The 14,015-nt window shown below is 64.7% G+C and carries 16 protein-coding genes; 10 read left to right on the top strand and 6 right to left on the bottom strand.

Features of this window, described 5'->3' with window-relative positions; translation table 11 throughout:
• Window positions 1–192 (bottom strand): hypothetical protein (locus tag B4M43_RS04175; RefSeq protein ID WP_296264477.1); only part of this gene is annotated, 192 nt, incomplete at its 3' end.
• Between the two features lie 202 nt (window positions 193–394).
• Here B4M43_RS04175 and B4M43_RS04170 point away from each other — a divergent pair.
• Window positions 395–1,591 carry a hypothetical protein gene (locus B4M43_RS04170; protein ID WP_296264475.1) on the top strand — a complete coding sequence of 399 codons (1,197 nt, stop codon included), beginning with the start codon at window positions 395–397 and terminating at the stop codon, window positions 1,589–1,591.
• Between the two features lie 168 nt (window positions 1,592–1,759).
• On the opposite strand, the gene B4M43_RS04165 is transcribed toward B4M43_RS04170, so the two are convergent.
• Window positions 1,760–2,086 carry a YgaP family membrane protein gene (locus B4M43_RS04165; protein WP_296264473.1) on the bottom strand — a complete coding sequence of 109 codons (327 nt, stop codon included), beginning with the start codon at window positions 2,084–2,086 and terminating at the stop codon, window positions 1,760–1,762.
• A 227-nt stretch (window positions 2,087–2,313) separates the two neighbouring features.
• The gene (locus tag B4M43_RS04160) at window positions 2,314–2,682 is read right to left on the bottom strand and encodes a YajD family HNH nuclease (protein WP_296264470.1); all 369 of its coding nucleotides are present in this window, start codon (window positions 2,680–2,682) and stop codon (window positions 2,314–2,316) included.
• Between the two features lie 133 nt (window positions 2,683–2,815).
• Here B4M43_RS04160 and B4M43_RS04155 point away from each other — a divergent pair, with 133 nt between their 5' ends.
• Entirely contained in the window at window positions 2,816–3,103 is a 288-nt protein-coding gene (locus tag B4M43_RS04155) for a hypothetical protein (protein ID WP_296264468.1), read from the top strand.
• A gap of 161 nt (window positions 3,104–3,264) precedes the next feature.
• Here the strand turns inward: B4M43_RS04155 and B4M43_RS04150 are convergent, their stop codons facing one another.
• Window positions 3,265–5,301, bottom strand: coding sequence for a S9 family peptidase (locus B4M43_RS04150; protein ID WP_296264485.1), 2,037 nt, complete (start codon window positions 5,299–5,301; stop codon window positions 3,265–3,267).
• Window positions 5,302–5,436: 135 nt separating this feature from the next.
• Between B4M43_RS04150 and B4M43_RS04145 the strand changes: the two genes are divergently transcribed.
• The 3 genes from B4M43_RS04145 to B4M43_RS04135 are packed head-to-tail and all read left to right on the top strand — an operon-like array spanning window position 5,437 to window position 7,260.
• Window positions 5,437–5,940, top strand: a complete 504-nt coding sequence (locus B4M43_RS04145; protein ID WP_296264466.1) for an MFS transporter — start codon at window positions 5,437–5,439, stop codon at window positions 5,938–5,940.
• Window positions 5,941–5,953: 13 nt separating this feature from the next.
• Window positions 5,954–6,748, top strand: coding sequence for a class II glutamine amidotransferase (locus B4M43_RS04140; protein WP_296264464.1), 795 nt, complete (start codon window positions 5,954–5,956; stop codon window positions 6,746–6,748).
• Window positions 6,739–7,260 (top strand): DUF2937 family protein, encoded by a 522-nt coding sequence (locus B4M43_RS04135; RefSeq protein ID WP_296264462.1) that lies wholly within the window; start codon window positions 6,739–6,741, stop codon window positions 7,258–7,260. Before B4M43_RS04140 ends, B4M43_RS04135 begins: the two co-directional genes overlap by 10 nt.
• A gap of 20 nt (window positions 7,261–7,280) precedes the next feature.
• On the opposite strand, the gene B4M43_RS04130 is transcribed toward B4M43_RS04135, so the two are convergent.
• A complete protein-coding gene (locus B4M43_RS04130; RefSeq protein ID WP_296264460.1) occupies window positions 7,281–8,219 on the bottom strand; it encodes a ZIP family metal transporter in 939 nt (312 codons plus the stop codon).
• A gap of 248 nt (window positions 8,220–8,467) precedes the next feature.
• Between B4M43_RS04130 and B4M43_RS04125 the strand changes: the two genes are divergently transcribed.
• The 4 genes from B4M43_RS04125 (at window position 8,468) to B4M43_RS04110 (ending at window position 11,885) form a co-directional block, all read left to right on the top strand.
• Window positions 8,468–8,659: a PLD nuclease N-terminal domain-containing protein gene (locus B4M43_RS04125; protein ID WP_296264459.1), complete on the top strand. Its 192-nt coding sequence runs from the start codon at window positions 8,468–8,470 to the stop codon at window positions 8,657–8,659.
• 286 nt (window positions 8,660–8,945) lie between these two features.
• On the top strand, window positions 8,946–11,024 hold the full coding sequence (locus tag B4M43_RS04120; protein WP_296264457.1) for an LTA synthase family protein: 2,079 nt from the start codon (window positions 8,946–8,948) through the stop codon (window positions 11,022–11,024).
• A gap of 113 nt (window positions 11,025–11,137) precedes the next feature.
• The gene (locus B4M43_RS04115) at window positions 11,138–11,374 is read left to right on the top strand and encodes a hypothetical protein (protein ID WP_296264456.1); all 237 of its coding nucleotides are present in this window, start codon (window positions 11,138–11,140) and stop codon (window positions 11,372–11,374) included.
• 178 nt (window positions 11,375–11,552) lie between these two features.
• Window positions 11,553–11,885, top strand: coding sequence for a ribonuclease E inhibitor RraB (locus B4M43_RS04110; RefSeq protein WP_296264454.1), 333 nt, complete (start codon window positions 11,553–11,555; stop codon window positions 11,883–11,885).
• A 41-nt stretch (window positions 11,886–11,926) separates the two neighbouring features.
• Here the strand turns inward: B4M43_RS04110 and B4M43_RS04105 are convergent, their stop codons facing one another.
• Window positions 11,927–12,727, bottom strand: a complete 801-nt coding sequence (locus tag B4M43_RS04105) for a cytochrome c (RefSeq protein ID WP_296264452.1) — start codon at window positions 12,725–12,727, stop codon at window positions 11,927–11,929.
• A gap of 518 nt (window positions 12,728–13,245) precedes the next feature.
• On the opposite strand from B4M43_RS04105, the gene B4M43_RS04100 reads away from it, so the two are divergent.
• Window positions 13,246–14,007, top strand: coding sequence for an amidotransferase (locus B4M43_RS04100; RefSeq protein ID WP_296264450.1), 762 nt, complete (start codon window positions 13,246–13,248; stop codon window positions 14,005–14,007).
• Window positions 14,008–14,015: the final 8 nt, after the last annotated feature.

Raw genomic sequence — 14,015 nt, 5'->3', positions numbered from 1 at the left:
AGGCGGTGGACGAAGACGACTAGGAAGACCATTTGATTTTTCGCGCCGGCTGAGAGGCCCGTGGCCGGCACAAGCTTCATCAGGTTTCCAGGCCAGCGCATGCTCTGCGAGCAGGCGATGAATGAAGAAGACTGGGAAGACCATCTGATTCTTCGCGCCGGCTGAGAGGCCTGCGGCCGGCACAAGCTGCATCAGATTTTCAGGCCAGGCATATGCTCAACGAGCGGCTGGTGGCCAGAACGCGCCTTCGATCTTTCACATTGGCTGAGCGGCCGACGAACGACACAGGCTTCATCGGGCATTGCATGGGAGGTCGCGGTTTGCACCGATCCGTTGCTCGCAGTGTCTCACCCTCACGCAGACCTTTTCGTACTACCGCCCAAGGAATGTCCGCATGGCTGGTCGCTTGTTGCTGTGGTTGTTGATCGTGATGAGCCCCTGCGCCTTCGCCAAGAAGGTCGACCTCGACTACCACGTGCGTTTGCTGCCGCACACCGGTCAGGCCGAAGTCCAGATACGCCTCGCCGAAGGCAGCGCCGTGCGCAGCCTGGACTTCGACCTCGGCCAAGGCGATGCCTATAGCGACTTCAAGGCCGACGGCCAGTGGTCGCGCCAGGAAGGGCGCGGTGTTTGGCGTCCCGCGTCCGGCAAGAGCCAGCTCGACTACCGCGTGCGCCTGGCTCAGGCCGGGCAAAGCCACATCACCGCGCACTGGGCGCTGTTTCGCGGCGAGCAGTTGGTGCCGCCGGCCCGCCTAGACCAGCAGGACGGCACCGAGCTGGTGGCACGCCTGAGCGTGGCCCTGCCGCAAGGCTGGAAGGGCATCGAGACCGCCTGGCCGCGTATCGGCAAGCGGAAGTTTCGAATCGACGACGTGTCCCGGCTGTTCGACCGCCCCACCGGATGGATGCTGGCAGGCAACCTCGGCAGCCGCCGCACGCGCCTGGGCGAGACCGAAGTCACCGTCGCCGCGCCGCAGGGGCAGGGCATGCGCCGGATGGACACCCTGACCCTGCTGACCTTCGTCTGGCCGCACCTGCAAGCGATTTTCCCGCGTACGCCCGGCAAGTTGCTGGTGGTCGGCGCCCGCGATGGACTGGAGCGGGGCGCGCAAAGCGCTCACCAATCGATCTTCCTGCACAGCGATCAAGCGCTGGTCAACGACAGCGGCACCAGCCCGTTGCTGCGCGAGTTGGTGCAGGTGTTCGCGCAGGTGCGTGGCCGCGAGCGCAGCGATTGGCTGGGCAAAAGTTTGACCGAGTACTACGCCAGCGAACTGCTGCGCCGCGCCGGTGGCCTGAGCGACGACCGCGACCGCGCGCTGCTCGCACGCCGGCAAAAACAGGCCGAGGGGGTAAGCACACTACGTGCTGCGCAAGCATCGCCCGCACAGATCGCCCGTGGCGTGCTGCTGTTGCAGGCGTTGGACACGGAGATCCGCATCCACACCCAGGACAAGCGCTCGCTCGACGATGTGACGCGCGCCTTGATGCGCTTGCCCGGCGTGGATACGCAAGCGTTCGTGCAGTTGAGCGAAAGTGTGTTGGGTAAGGAATCGGACGTGTTGAGAACGAAATTGCTGCGCTTGTGAGGGCGGCCGGTCCGGCAAGCTGATCCGGCGCGATGGGCCGCAAAGCGGACTTAGTGCTGCAACCACGAAATCCACCCCTGTGACGTCGTAGCCCGACTGTCACAGGCTTTTCTCGCACATGAACAAATCGGGGCGCTCATCGCGCCCCTGATCGTCCATCGCGGACGCTTAGCCCGTGATCGGATCCTTACCCGTCACGCTCACGCCACGCGTGGCGGCATCGGCGCTGGCCTTGAGCTTCACCAGTTCGGCGCTGTCGTGTTCAAGGCCCGAACGCAGGCGGTCGTACTCGGAACGGTGTTCTTCGAAAAAGCTCTTGGCCGCGCAGTGGCCTTTGACGCCACGTGCCAGGGCCAGACCGCCTACGGCCACGTGAACCAGGCCGACGAAGCCGCCTTTGCTCAGGCCGCGGCCGATCATCACCACACCGCCTGCCAGCGAAGCGAAGCGCTCGATGCCTTTGACGTTCTTCTCGTTCGAATGGTTGTCGCTCATGGGGAATCTCCTGAACCTGAAAGGGGGTACAGAAGCTGACCGTGGCAAGGGCGCGAGCGTTCAGCCGATGTGCCGAGAAGTGTGCGGGAGGAAGTCTGCGCCCCGCTTGAAAGTGTCTTGTCTCGCGTCGGCGGATACCGGCGCGGCGAAAGTCGGCATGCTGGCGTGAGAAGGGCAGCGGCGCCGGTCGAGACGGGATCGACGGTCGTGCGCCGCGTGGCAGAGACTCACTTCTTCAGCAGATCGCCCAATGCCGCGAACGGATTATGCGTCGCCTTGGCCGTTTTCGGCGAACTTAGCGAGCCTTCGCTGAAATACTGCTGGTCGGTGTAGCGCGAGTGCTCGTTGTCGTGGCAGTACAGGCACAACAGCTCCCAGTTCGAGCCGTCCTGCGGGTTGTTGTCGTGGTTGTGGTCGCGGTGGTGCACGGTCAGTTCCGACAGGCGCTTGCCGGCGAACTCGCGGGCGCAGCGGCCGCACACATGGGGGTACATCTTCAGGGCCTTGTCGCGGTAGCCCATTTCCTTGTCGCGCTTGGCGTCAGCGAGGATGCGGTCGAGCCGCGCGGTGGCGGCGGAGGTGGAGGCCGAGCTCATGGCGTTACCTTTGTGTACTGATCAGGCGAATGACGGTTGTACGGCGAAGTCTAGCCTGCGCAACCACAGGTCGGACAGGCGCGATGTGCAACTTGCAGGTAGCCTGTAGGAAGTTTCCTGATCGGAGGTGGCCATGTTCGCCATTTTTGCCCTCTGGCTGCTCGCCGGCCCGACCACGGCCGAGGCCGCCGCGCTGCAGCCGCAAGTGCAGCCGCAAGTCATCGTGCCGGTGCCGGGCGCGCCTGGCACCGCAACGCCGTCGCCTTACCCGCAGATCACCCCGAGCAACCCGCCCAAGGCCGGCGACGGCACGCCAGGGGGGCCGTCACTGTCGCCGATTCCACACCCCGGGCCACCCAAGGACCAGCCGTTGCCAAAGCCTGCGCAAACCCCGCCGGTAACTTTGCCAATCAAGCGCTGATGCGCGAGGGAGCGGGGCGGTACGATTGCGCACCCCGGCCCGCTTGAGGGCCGGATTGACCACACTTGTGCAAACCCGACGGGTGACGTTGCCAGCCAAACGCTGAAGCACGTGAAGTCAGGTCGACGCCCTCGGCCGTCAGGGTTCGCTATCCGCCGAGGCTAGGCCACACCCAGGCTTTCCAGCACGAAGCCGTATTCCAGCGCCACGTCTCGCAGCGCCTGATAGCGACCGCTCATGCCGCCATGGCCGGCACCCATCTCGGTCTTGAGCAGCAGCAGGTTGTCGTCGGTCTTGAGGGTGCGCAGGCGGGCCACCCATTTGGCGGCTTCCCAGTACTGCACGCGGCTGTCGTTGTAGCCGGCCACCACCAGCAGCGCGGGGTAGGCCTGGGCCTTGACGTTCTCGTAGGGCGCATAGGCCTTGATCCGTGCGTACACCTCCGGCTCTTCGGGGTTGCCCCACTCGTCGTACTCGGTGACGGTCAGGGGCAGGTCCGGGTCGAGCATGGTGTTGAGCGTGTCGACGAAGGGCACTTCGGCGATGGCGCAGCGGAACAACTCGGGCCGCTGGTTCAGTACCGCGCCGATCAGCAGGCCACCGGCGCTGCCGCCGCTGATCGCCAGGCGCTCGGAAACCGTCACGCCTTGCGCGATCAAGTGCTCGGCGCAGGCGATGAAGTCGTCGAAGGTGTTCTGCTTGTGCGCTTGCTTGCCGGCGCGGTACCAGGCCTCGCCCAGCTCGCCGCCGCCGCGCACATGGGCGATGGCGAAGGCGACGCCGCGCTCCAGCAGGCTCAGCCGCGCATGGGAGAACCAAGGGTCGAGGCTCTCGCCATAGGCGCCGTAGCCGTACAGGTACAGCGGCACGCACCGGCCCTGATCGGCGCGTCGGCGCACCAGGCTGATCGGCACCTGGGTGCCGTCGGCAGCGGTGGCCCATAGGCGTTCGCTGACATAGTCGTCGGCATCGAAGGCGCCGAGCACGGGCGTTTGCTTGAGTACCGTCTGCGCGCCGTCGGCCAAGGTCAGCTGGCGCACCTGGGCCGGGCGGTTCAAGGCTTCGTAGCGCAGGCGCAGGTGCGGGCCGGCGAACTCCAGGCTGTCCTGCACATAGAGGCTGTACGCCGCGTCGGGCAACTGCACGCGATAGGCCGTCTGGCCCTGCGGGTGCACTTCGATGATCGGCAGGCCGCCTTCGCGCAGGCTCAGGGTGATGGCGCCGGCGTTGAGGCTGAGGTCTTCGAGCATCACCGTGTCGCGGTGCGGCACCAGCAACTGCCACTGGTCGTGGCGCGGCGCCTGGTCGGCCGGGGCGTGGAAGAGGGCGAAGTTGATGCCGTGCTGGTTGCTGCGGATGAACCACTGCCACTGGCCGTCGAGCTGGCCGTGGTCGGGGAAATACTCGTGGCCTTCCTGGCGCGGCGCCAGGCAGGCGAAGTCGGCCTGTGGCGTGGCGGCGTCCAGCACCCAGGCTTCGCAAGTGGTCTTGCTGTTGAGCAGCAGCACCAGCTGGCGCTCGGAGCTGGTGCGGTAGCAGTGCAGGAAGAAGCGGCCGTCGGGCTCTTCGAAGACGGTCTGCGCGCCCGCCTGGCCGAGGGTGTGGCGGCGCAGGCGCCAGGGCCTTTGGGTGTCGTCGAGTTCGGCGAAGAACAGCGTCTGGCTGTCGTTGGCCCAGGTCATGCTGCCGTCGCAGCCATCGAAGGGCAGGGTGACGACCGCGCCGCTGGCCAGGTCCTTGACGTACAGGGTGTAGACCTCGTCGCCCGTGGTATCCAGGCTATAGGCCAGGCGTTGGTGGTCGGGGCTGACGCTGAACGCACCCAGCGAAAGAAACCCGCCTTCGGCCAGTGCATTGGGGTCGAGCAGCAGGGTCTCGGCCTGCTCGTCGACCTGCAGGCTGTCGTCTGCCGGACGCGGGCAGCGGTAGTGGCGTGCGTATTCGTCGCCCGCCGTGGTGCGCGTGTAGTACAGGTACGGGCCCCAGGGCGAAGGCAGCGACAGGTCGGTTTCCAGAATGCGTCCCTTGATCTGCTCGAACAGCGCTTCGCACAGCGGCGCCTGGTGTGCCAGGCAGGCCTGTTGATAGGCGTTCTCGGCGTCCAGGTAGGCCAGCACTTCAGGGGTGTCGCGGTCTTGCAGCCAGGCATAGGGGTCGGTGCCGGTATGGGGCTGGGCGATGGGCGGAGAGGGCGGCAGGGTACTGGCGGACATAGGATTCTCTTGGCTGGGGCGACAACGCTGCGGCGCTCACGCAGTGATGGGCGTGGGGGGCGCCTGCGCCCGGAAAAGCAGTTATCATAGGCACCTTTTCCCCTGGCTTGCATCCTCACCATGACCGAACACGACTACCTCCTCGCCTGGGGCCTGTACGCCTTCGCCGCCCTGGGCTGCCTGCTGGTCTTCTGCAAGCTCACCGGCTGGATGTGGCGCTGGTTGCGCGAGCCGCTGCGGGTGCTGCTGGCGGTATTGCTGCTGAGCCCGACCATCGTCGATCCGGCCAAGGACAGCTTCGCCCCGGCCATTGCCATCAGCACCCTGGACATCGCCTTCAAGGTCGGCGGCAACGCCTGGCGCGCCGCCTCGGACCTGGCCATGTACGGTCTGTTCGCCTTCGTGCTCTATGCCGTGTTCGTGCTGATCCGCTGGCCGCTGGAAAACCGCGCCCGCGAACGCCGCCGCCAGGCCGAGGCGGCCGCCGAGCGGCGCCGGGTCGAGGACCAGGAACTCGACGCCGCGCCGTTGGCCGCCGATCTCAACGACCGTTACCGTGACCGTTCCCCTGCCGCGCCCGCGCCTGTGCAGACCGGCAGCGGTCGGGTCGAACCCAGGATCTAGCCAGGAGCCCGCCATGTGTGAACTGCTCGGCATGAGTGCCAACGTGCCCACCGACATCGTGTTCAGCTTCACCGGCCTGATGCAGCGCGGCGGCCGTACCGGCCCGCACCGCGACGGCTGGGGCATCGGCTTCTACGAAGGGCGCGGCCTGCGCCTGTTCCAGGACCCTTCAGCGAGCAGCGAGTCCGAGGTCGCCAACCTGGTGCAGCGCTATCCGATCAAGAGCGAGGTGGTGATCGGCCATATCCGCCAGGCCAACGTCGGCAAGGTCTGCCTGTCCAACACCCACCCGTTCATGCGCGAACTGTGGGGGCGCAACTGGTGCTTCGCGCACAATGGCCAGATGCAAGGTTTCGAGGGTCAGAAGACCTTCTACCGGCCGGTAGGCGACACCGACAGCGAGGCGGCCTTCTGCGACTTGCTCAACCGGGTGCGCGAGGCCTTCCCCGAGCCGGTCGCGGTCGAGGAACTATTGCCGGTGCTGGTGCAGGCGTGTGCCGAATACCGCAGTCAGGGCGTGTTCAACTGCCTGTTGAGCAATGGCGACTGGCTGTTCTGCTTCTGCTCCACCAAGCTGGTGCACATCACCCGCCGTGCGCCGTTCGGCGCGGCACGGCTCAAGGACGTCGACCTGATCGTCGACTTCCTCACCGAGACCACACCCAACGACGTGGTGACCGTGATCGCCACCGAAGCCCTCACCGAAAACGAGACCTGGAACCGCTACGAGCCTGGTCAATGGGCGCTGTGGCGCCACGGCGAGTGCACCGCCCACGGCAACAGCGAGGAAGCGCCGGTATGTTCCTGAGCTATCTGCGTCTGCTGCTGTTCACCGGGGCGTTGCTGGCCGGCATCCAGGTGCCGGGCTACATCGACAGCTACAGCCAGCGGGTCGAAGCGCACATGCTGGAGTCGCGCGAAGCGCTGAGCGGCTTCAAGGAAACCGCCGAGCGCTTCTTCAACGGTGACCTGCAAGCCCTGTTGCGCCATTACCGCAGCAGCGACGACCCGGTGTTCAACAGCGACGCCAACAGCATCGAGAGCCTGCTGGTCCGCAACCAGGCCCTGGAAAGCGAATGGCAGCTCCTGCAAGGCAACGTCTGGGTGCGTACCTGGCACGTGCTGGTGCAGCCCGACGAGCAGCTGCGCGAGGAAACCCTCAAGGCTTATAACTACCAGATCCTGTTGGTACCCGAGGCGATCGCCTGGGGCATCGGCGCAGGACTGCTGCTGGCCCTGGCGGTGGAGAGCCTGTTGCGCCTGCTCGGCTGGGCGATCCTCAGCGCGCGGCGTCGGCCGGTCAAAGAAAGCTGGCGCTGATTGGCCGGCGCCTCTGCCGGTCAACCCAGTGCCGTATCCAGAAACATCATCACGGCGAACCCACCCATCAGCCCCACCGTCGCCGAGGTCTGGTGGCCATTGCGGTGGGTTTCCGGGATCACCTCGTGGGACACCACGAACAGCATCGCCCCGGCCGCCAGGCCCATGCTGATCGGATAGGCCAAGGCGAAGCCGGTGGAGATGCCCAGGCCGATCACCGCACCCAGCGGCTCCATCAACCCCGAACCGATCGCCACCAATGCCGCGCGCAGGCTCGACAAGCCCGTGGCGCGCAGCGCCAGCGCCACGGCCAGGCCTTCGGGGATGTCCTGAATGGCGATGGCGCTGGTCAGCGGCAGACCGACGCTCATGTCGCCGTTGGTGAAGCTCACGCCGATGGCCATGCCTTCAGGCAGGTTGTGCAAGGTGATCGCCAGCACGAACAACCAGACACGGTTGATGCGCTCGGTTTCCGGCCCTTGGGCACCAGTGCTCTCGTGCTCGTGCGGAGTGAAGCGGTCCAGGCCGAGCATCAGCAGCACCCCAAGGCCCATGCCGAGCACCACCACGGCGGCGGCCAGCGAACCGTTGCCGGTGATTTCGCGGGCGGCATCCAGGCCCGGCAGAATCAGCGAGAACGAACTGGCCGCCAGCATCATGCCGGCGGCGAAACCCAACATCACATCCTGGTTGCGGCTGCTGACATCGCGCAGCACCACCGCCAGTACCGCCCCCAGGGCCGTGGCGCCGAAGCCCGACAGGCCTCCCAGCGCCGCCAGGTGCAGGTTGTCGGCGTGCTCGCCGTTGACTGCGTTGTAGATGCTCGCCCCCAGCAGGAACAGGATCGCCAGCAGGCTCAAGCCCAGGCCCGCGCTGAGCCACGGGCTGCTCAGCGCCTGCTGGCGCCAAACCCCGAGCATGGAGGCTGGTGTCGGGGCGGAAGAATCGGCTGGTGGCATTGCGAACCTCGTGGCTGAAAGGGTCTGTCGAGTCTAAGGGTGGACCCGCGCCACTCACCAAGGATTCCCTTCTATGGCGTTCATAGCGCCACGCCGCAGGACGGCACAGTGCCGATTTCAAGTTCGAGCGCATTCAAGCGAAGCGCATTTGGGACATCCGCTGCGGCGTGTGGTCGTAGTCAGTGAGGCACGCAGTCGAGACGGTCGCGGCGCCTGACCTTCCGATCTTTCTATGCAGGAGCAGTGACATGGGTTCGACATTCAATGGGCTGATTGGCCTGATCATTCTGGCCTTGGACATCTGGGCCATCATCAACGTCATCCGCAGCGGCGCATCCGGCGTCGCCAAGGTGTTGTGGATTCTGCTGATTCTGTTCTTGCCAGTCGTAGGCCTGATCATTTGGGCCATCGCCGGTCCGCGCGGCAACGCACGGATTTGATGCAGGCGCATTAGACCGCGGGACACACGCTCACGGTCCAAGCAGCGAGGCTCGGCGCTTGCCTGTCACCTGACGGGCAAGCGCCGAGCCTCGTTTCGCAGGGGCGTACGGCAACCCGGGAGCCGTTCCACGCCATCGGGCGGTAAGCTGACCCGCGCGAAGGTGACACAATTTTCACACTGGATTAATGAAAATCCGCGCCGCACAATGCCGCCTCGGCCCTGCACCAGCGATCGTGGCTGGCGGGCACTTTTCCGCAACCCGCACTTTCAGGACCTTTCCGTTCATGGCTTATCCCGATGCCTTGAAGCAAAAGGGCGCGCGCGCTCCCTTCATCCCTACCGTCAAACGCCATCTGGCCTACACCGTGCTCTGCGCACTGGTGATCATGCTGATGCTGAGCCTGGTGCGTCTGGCACTGCTGCTCTACAACAGCGACATGATCGGCGACACGCCCTATGCCACCGTCGCCGAAGGCTTCCTCAACGGCCTGCGCTTCGACCTGCGCGTGGTGGTCTACATCAGTGTGCCATTGCTGCTGGCGACCTTGAGCACCTGGGCCATGGCCCGGCGCGGGTTCTTCCGTGTCTGGCTGACGCTGACCGCGAGCCTGGTGATGTTCCTCGGCCTGATGGAGATGGACTTCTACCGCGAGTTCCACCAGCGCCTGAACGGTCTGGTGTTCCAGTACGTCAAGGAAGACCCCAAGACCGTCCTGAGCATGCTCTGGTACGGCTTTCCCGTGGTGCGCTACCTGCTGGCCTGGCTGCTCGGCACCTGGCTGCTGAGCCTGCTGTTCAAGGGTATCGATCGCCTGACCCGCGGGCAGGGCAGCGCCGACACGGCTGCGACGCTTACCCGTCCCACCCCTTGGTACAACCGCCTGGCGGTGTTCATGGTGATCCTGCTGGTGGCGGTCGTGGCCGCACGCGGCACCTTGCGCCAAGGCCCGCCGATGCGTTGGGGGGATGCCTTCACCACCGATTCGAACTTCGTGAACCAATTGGGCCTCAACGGTACGCTGACCCTGATCGATGCCGCCAAGAGCCGCTTCGGCGAAGACCGCGCCAACATCTGGAAGGCCACGCTCGACCCTCAGGTCGCCTTGCAGAGCGTGCGCGAGCAGATACTGACCGCCAACGACACCCTGGTCGATGCTGACGAGGCCGCCATCCGCCGCGATTTCGTGCCGCCGCAGGCCAATACCCTGCCGATCAAGAACGTCGTGGTGATCCTCATGGAAAGCTTCGCCGGCCATTCGGTAGGCGCCTTGGGCAGCCCGAACGACATCACCCCGAACTTCGACAAGCTGGCCCAGGAAGGGTTGCTGTTCGACCGCTTCTTCTCCAACGGTACCCATACCCACCAGGGCATGTTCGCCACCATGGCCTGCTACCCCAACCTGCCAGGCTTCGAATACCTGATGCAGACCCCCGAAGGCGGCCACAAGCTGTCGGGGCTGCCGGCCTTGCTCAGTGCCCGCGACTACGACGACGTGTACGTGTACAACGGCGACTTCGCCTGGGACAACCAATCCGGTTTCTTCGGCAACCAGGGCATGACCACCTTCATCGGCCGCAACGACTTCGTCGACCCGGTGTTCTCCGACCCCACCTGGGGCGTGTCCGACCAGGACATGTTCGACCGCGGCGCCCAGGAACTGGCCCAGCGCGCCGGCAAGAAGCCGTTCTATGCCTTGCTGCAGACGCTATCCAACCACACCCCGTACGCATTGCCCAAGGACTTGCCGGTCGCGCCTGTCACGGGCCAGGGGCGCCTGGACGAGCACCTCACCGCCATGCGCTACTCCGACTGGGCCCTGGGCCAGTTCTTCGAGAAGGCGCGCAAGTCGCCGTACTTCAACGAAACGCTGTTCGTCATCGTCGGCGACCATGGCTTCGGCAACCACCAGCAGGTGACCGAGCTCGACCTGGGCCGCTTCAATGTGCCTTTGCTGTTGATCGCACCGGGTATCCAGGAGAAGTTCGGCAAGGTCGACCACACCGTCGGCACCCAGGTCGACATCGTGCCGACCATCATGGGCCGGTTGGGTGGCCAGACGCGTCACCAGTGCTGGGGCCGCGACCTGCTGAACCTGCCTGAGGGCGATCCCGGCGTGGGCATCATCAAGCCGTCGGGCAGCGAGCAGATCGTGGGCTTGGTGACCGGCGATCGCATCCTGATCGAATCCAAGGACATGTCGCCGCGTCTTTACCGCTACCAATTGGGCCGCGAGTTCAAGGCCGAGCTGATCGAGAGTCCTGACCAGCCACACATGCTCAAGACGCTCGAAGCCTACATCCAGACTGCGACCAAGAGCCTGATCGACAACACCGCCGGGGTCGTCCACGGCATCCCCAAGTGAAAGGGTCGACGGGGCCGTTGCGGCCCCCTTATGCCGAGTGAACAAATACCTGAGCGCCAAGGTCATTTAAAACAGGCAGCAGCCGCTGCCTTTGACTCCCAGAGGGCTATTTGATGAAAAAGTGGGACATCATCTTTGCCGATCAAAAAGGCGAACTGACCACGCTGCAGCTCACCGCCGATCAACGGCCCGGTGAGGAAGAGGCAGCACGGGCGATCCGTTCGTCGTTGTTCCCGGTCATGGATGAGCTGGATCTCAACGATTTCCAGGATCGAAGCGTTTCTCCCACTGCCCGCTGGCTGAAAGAGCACAGCGGCGTGACCATCGCCGAGATCGTCGAGCATCCTTAGCAGTACGCAAGCTAGCGTAGTGACCTGATCGGCACTACGCTGCCTGTCAGGCACCGGCTTTTCCAGGGGCCTTTCCCGTTCCAATCCCTCGCCACGTCTTGCATCCGCTCCACATGCACCAGGGCCTCTGCGCCCCGCGCACGAAAAGTCTATCCATTGCACCGCAGGAGGACGTTTCATGATGAGCCACGACGACGACATCAGCAGCACCGTACTGCGCCAGATGAAAGAAGGCGGCTTCGACTTCACCCGCATCCATCCCATCGAGTTCTATGCCACCTTCCCCAGCGAAGCCTGTGCCCGGCGGGCCGCCGGTGCTTTTCGCGGCGAATCGACCAACGCTCAATTGAGCGAGTTGGAAGAGGGCGCCTGGCATTTGCAACTGAGCAAGGTGATGTACGCCACTTACGTCGGCATCGGCGATTTCGAAGAGACCTTCGAGCGCGTCATTTCGCCATTGGGTGGTGAGATCAAAGGCTGGGGCGTGCGCCAGGAACGCATGACCGCCTGACGCGCGTCACTGCCGCTGGGTCGTGCGGCCCAGCGGCTTTCTCAAGGCTTGCGAGCGGCCATGTGTTTCAGGTACGCCAGCAACGCATCCAGCGCCCGGTCGTCCAGCACCGATTCGTCGAACCCCGGCATCTTGCCTTGCGGCCATTGGCGCAGCGCCTGTGGGTTGCGGATGAGTTGGCGTAGCCAGCCGTCCTGGAAGTACTCGGTCGGATTGTGCGGCAGGTTCAAGTCAGGGCCTACCTGGGCATCGCCGCCGCCGTTGAGGCGGTGGCACGCCATGCAGTTCTGCTGGAACAAGGCGAAGCCTGCGCGTTCGGGGGCGTCGTTGGGCAGGGCAGGATCTGGCAGCATCTGCGGGAAGCGCTGTTCGACAGTGGCCAGGCGCCGTAGGTGGCCGACTTGGAACGGCCATTGTTCGGGGCGGATGCCGCTGACTTGTGGATCGGTCCAGACCACGTAGAAAGGGCCGGCGCCGGGTTTTCCGGCGGCCAGTGGCGGCCAGGGCTGGGCGGGGTCCTCGATGGCCAGCCAAGCCTTCGCAGGGCCCGTTTGCAGGAGTGGCGCGGCTGGCATCTCGGCAGCGAAGCCGTCTGCGGCCACGGCTTGCAGGTGGTCGTCTTCGCGGATGCCTTCGAGCAGGGCGGCCAAGGGCACGGCGCGGTAGCGCATGGCGCGCTTATAGGAGACGTCGGCAGGGACGTCGATGTTGCGCGCTTGCGGATGCGCCAGCAGTTGCGCAGTGCTCCATTGCCGCGTGTGCTGGCCCGCCTCCAGGACCAATTCGGCTGCCCCCGCAGGTAGGCAAAGCGCTATCCATCCCACTGCCAGCCAACGGCGCATGCGTATACTCCAACCGATCGAGGCTGGCAGGTTAACCGCGTCGCGCGTGGGACGCCATGGCTGTCCTCAGCCGAACAGTCGAGTCATGTTCGGCAGGATCAACAACAGGGTCGTGGCGAAAACGATGAGACCAGCTTGGCGAAACTTGGCGTGTCGGAACATAACGGACTGCCTTTTTGTTGTTATTCCTGAAATCAAATCTGGCGAAGCAGAAGCCTGCATAGTGCCAGACGTCGTCATCCTTGGCCGGCGAGCCTGTGGCGGGGGTGCATAACCAACAGTAGGGCGAACCTTGTCCATTTCAGAGACCCCTTTGTTCTACTTGCAGGGTTTTTAATCGCTTTGGGTTATGCCCGCTGTTTGTCGCGCCTTGGAGTGCGCGGGCTAGACAGCCGTCTTGCATTTCGTCGATAGGCGCACCGGCATGCCCGTTCGTCAGCGCCGCCTACTTGCTTGTACGTGTCTTTCGCGTCAGGCTCTACGCCCTTCCTTCCTTTTTGTCGTTCGGGACTACTGCCATGTCGTTACGCATCTGCATCCTTGAAACCGATGTCCTGCGACCTGAGTTGGCGGCGCAGTACCAAGGTTACGGAAGGATGTTCGAACAGCTCTTCGAACGTCAGACCATCGCTGCGCAGTTTCGCGTCTTCAACGTGATGAACGGTCATTATCCCGACGATAGCGAGACGTTCGACGCTTATCTGGTGACCGGCAGCAAAGCCGATTCGTTCGCCGACGATCCCTGGATCACAACGCTTAAAGCCTATCTGCTCAAACTCTTTGCCCGTGGCGAGAAGTTGCTGGGCGTGTGCTTCGGCCATCAGCTGCTGGCCTTGACCTTGGGCGGCAAGGCCGAACGCGCCAATCAAGGCTGGGGCGTCGGTACGCACCGCTACCGTCTGGCTGCGCATGCGCCGTGGATGGGCGCCCAGACGACCGAGTTGACCCTGCTCATCAGCCACCAGGACCAGGTCACCGAGTTGCCCGAGGGCGCGACGCTCATCGCCTCGAGCGACTTCTGCCCCAACGCCGCCTACTGCATCGGCGATCAGGTCCTGTGTTTCCAGGGCCACCCGGAGTTCGTCAACGACTACTCGCGCGCGTTGCTCGACGCACGGCAGGCGCACCTGGGCGACGAGGTCTACGCGCGGGCGGTGGCCAGCCTGGCCACGGCGCACCAAGGCGATCTGGTTGGGGAATGGATGCTCAGGTTCATTAGCCATGCGCCTGAAAAAGCGTCGAGCAAGGCCGCCGGCGAGGCGTGCACCGGCACGTCTTGAGCCGAACG

This window comes from Pseudomonas sp. UBA6562 (assembly GCF_002434265.1).
In the GTDB taxonomy this organism is placed as follows: domain Bacteria; phylum Pseudomonadota; class Gammaproteobacteria; order Pseudomonadales; family Pseudomonadaceae; genus Aquipseudomonas.
Note: the sequence above shows the minus strand (reverse complement) of the source record. Positions and strands in the feature narration are given on the sequence as shown.

Bases quoted from the DNA above. Each gene is read 5' to 3' on its own strand.
- B4M43_RS04170 (WP_296264475.1), top strand. From the start codon at position 395: ATGGCTGGTCGCTTGTTGCTGTGGTTGTTGATCGTGATGAGCCCCTGC.
- B4M43_RS04165 (WP_296264473.1), bottom strand. From the start codon at position 2,086: ATGAGCGACAACCATTCGAACGAGAAGAACGTCAAAGGCATCGAGCGC.
- B4M43_RS04160 (WP_296264470.1), bottom strand. From the start codon at position 2,682: ATGAGCTCGGCCTCCACCTCCGCCGCCACCGCGCGGCTCGACCGCATC.
- B4M43_RS04155 (WP_296264468.1), top strand. From the start codon at position 2,816: ATGTTCGCCATTTTTGCCCTCTGGCTGCTCGCCGGCCCGACCACGGCC.
- B4M43_RS04145 (WP_296264466.1), top strand. From the start codon at position 5,437: ATGACCGAACACGACTACCTCCTCGCCTGGGGCCTGTACGCCTTCGCC.
- B4M43_RS04140 (WP_296264464.1), top strand. From the start codon at position 5,954: ATGTGTGAACTGCTCGGCATGAGTGCCAACGTGCCCACCGACATCGTG.
- B4M43_RS04135 (WP_296264462.1), top strand. From the start codon at position 6,739: ATGTTCCTGAGCTATCTGCGTCTGCTGCTGTTCACCGGGGCGTTGCTG.
- B4M43_RS04130 (WP_296264460.1), bottom strand. From the start codon at position 8,219: ATGCCACCAGCCGATTCTTCCGCCCCGACACCAGCCTCCATGCTCGGG.
- B4M43_RS04125 (WP_296264459.1), top strand. From the start codon at position 8,468: ATGGGTTCGACATTCAATGGGCTGATTGGCCTGATCATTCTGGCCTTG.
- B4M43_RS04120 (WP_296264457.1), top strand. From the start codon at position 8,946: ATGGCTTATCCCGATGCCTTGAAGCAAAAGGGCGCGCGCGCTCCCTTC.
- B4M43_RS04115 (WP_296264456.1), top strand. From the start codon at position 11,138: ATGAAAAAGTGGGACATCATCTTTGCCGATCAAAAAGGCGAACTGACC.
- B4M43_RS04110 (WP_296264454.1), top strand. From the start codon at position 11,553: ATGATGAGCCACGACGACGACATCAGCAGCACCGTACTGCGCCAGATG.
- B4M43_RS04105 (WP_296264452.1), bottom strand. From the start codon at position 12,727: ATGCGCCGTTGGCTGGCAGTGGGATGGATAGCGCTTTGCCTACCTGCG.
- B4M43_RS04100 (WP_296264450.1), top strand. From the start codon at position 13,246: ATGTCGTTACGCATCTGCATCCTTGAAACCGATGTCCTGCGACCTGAG.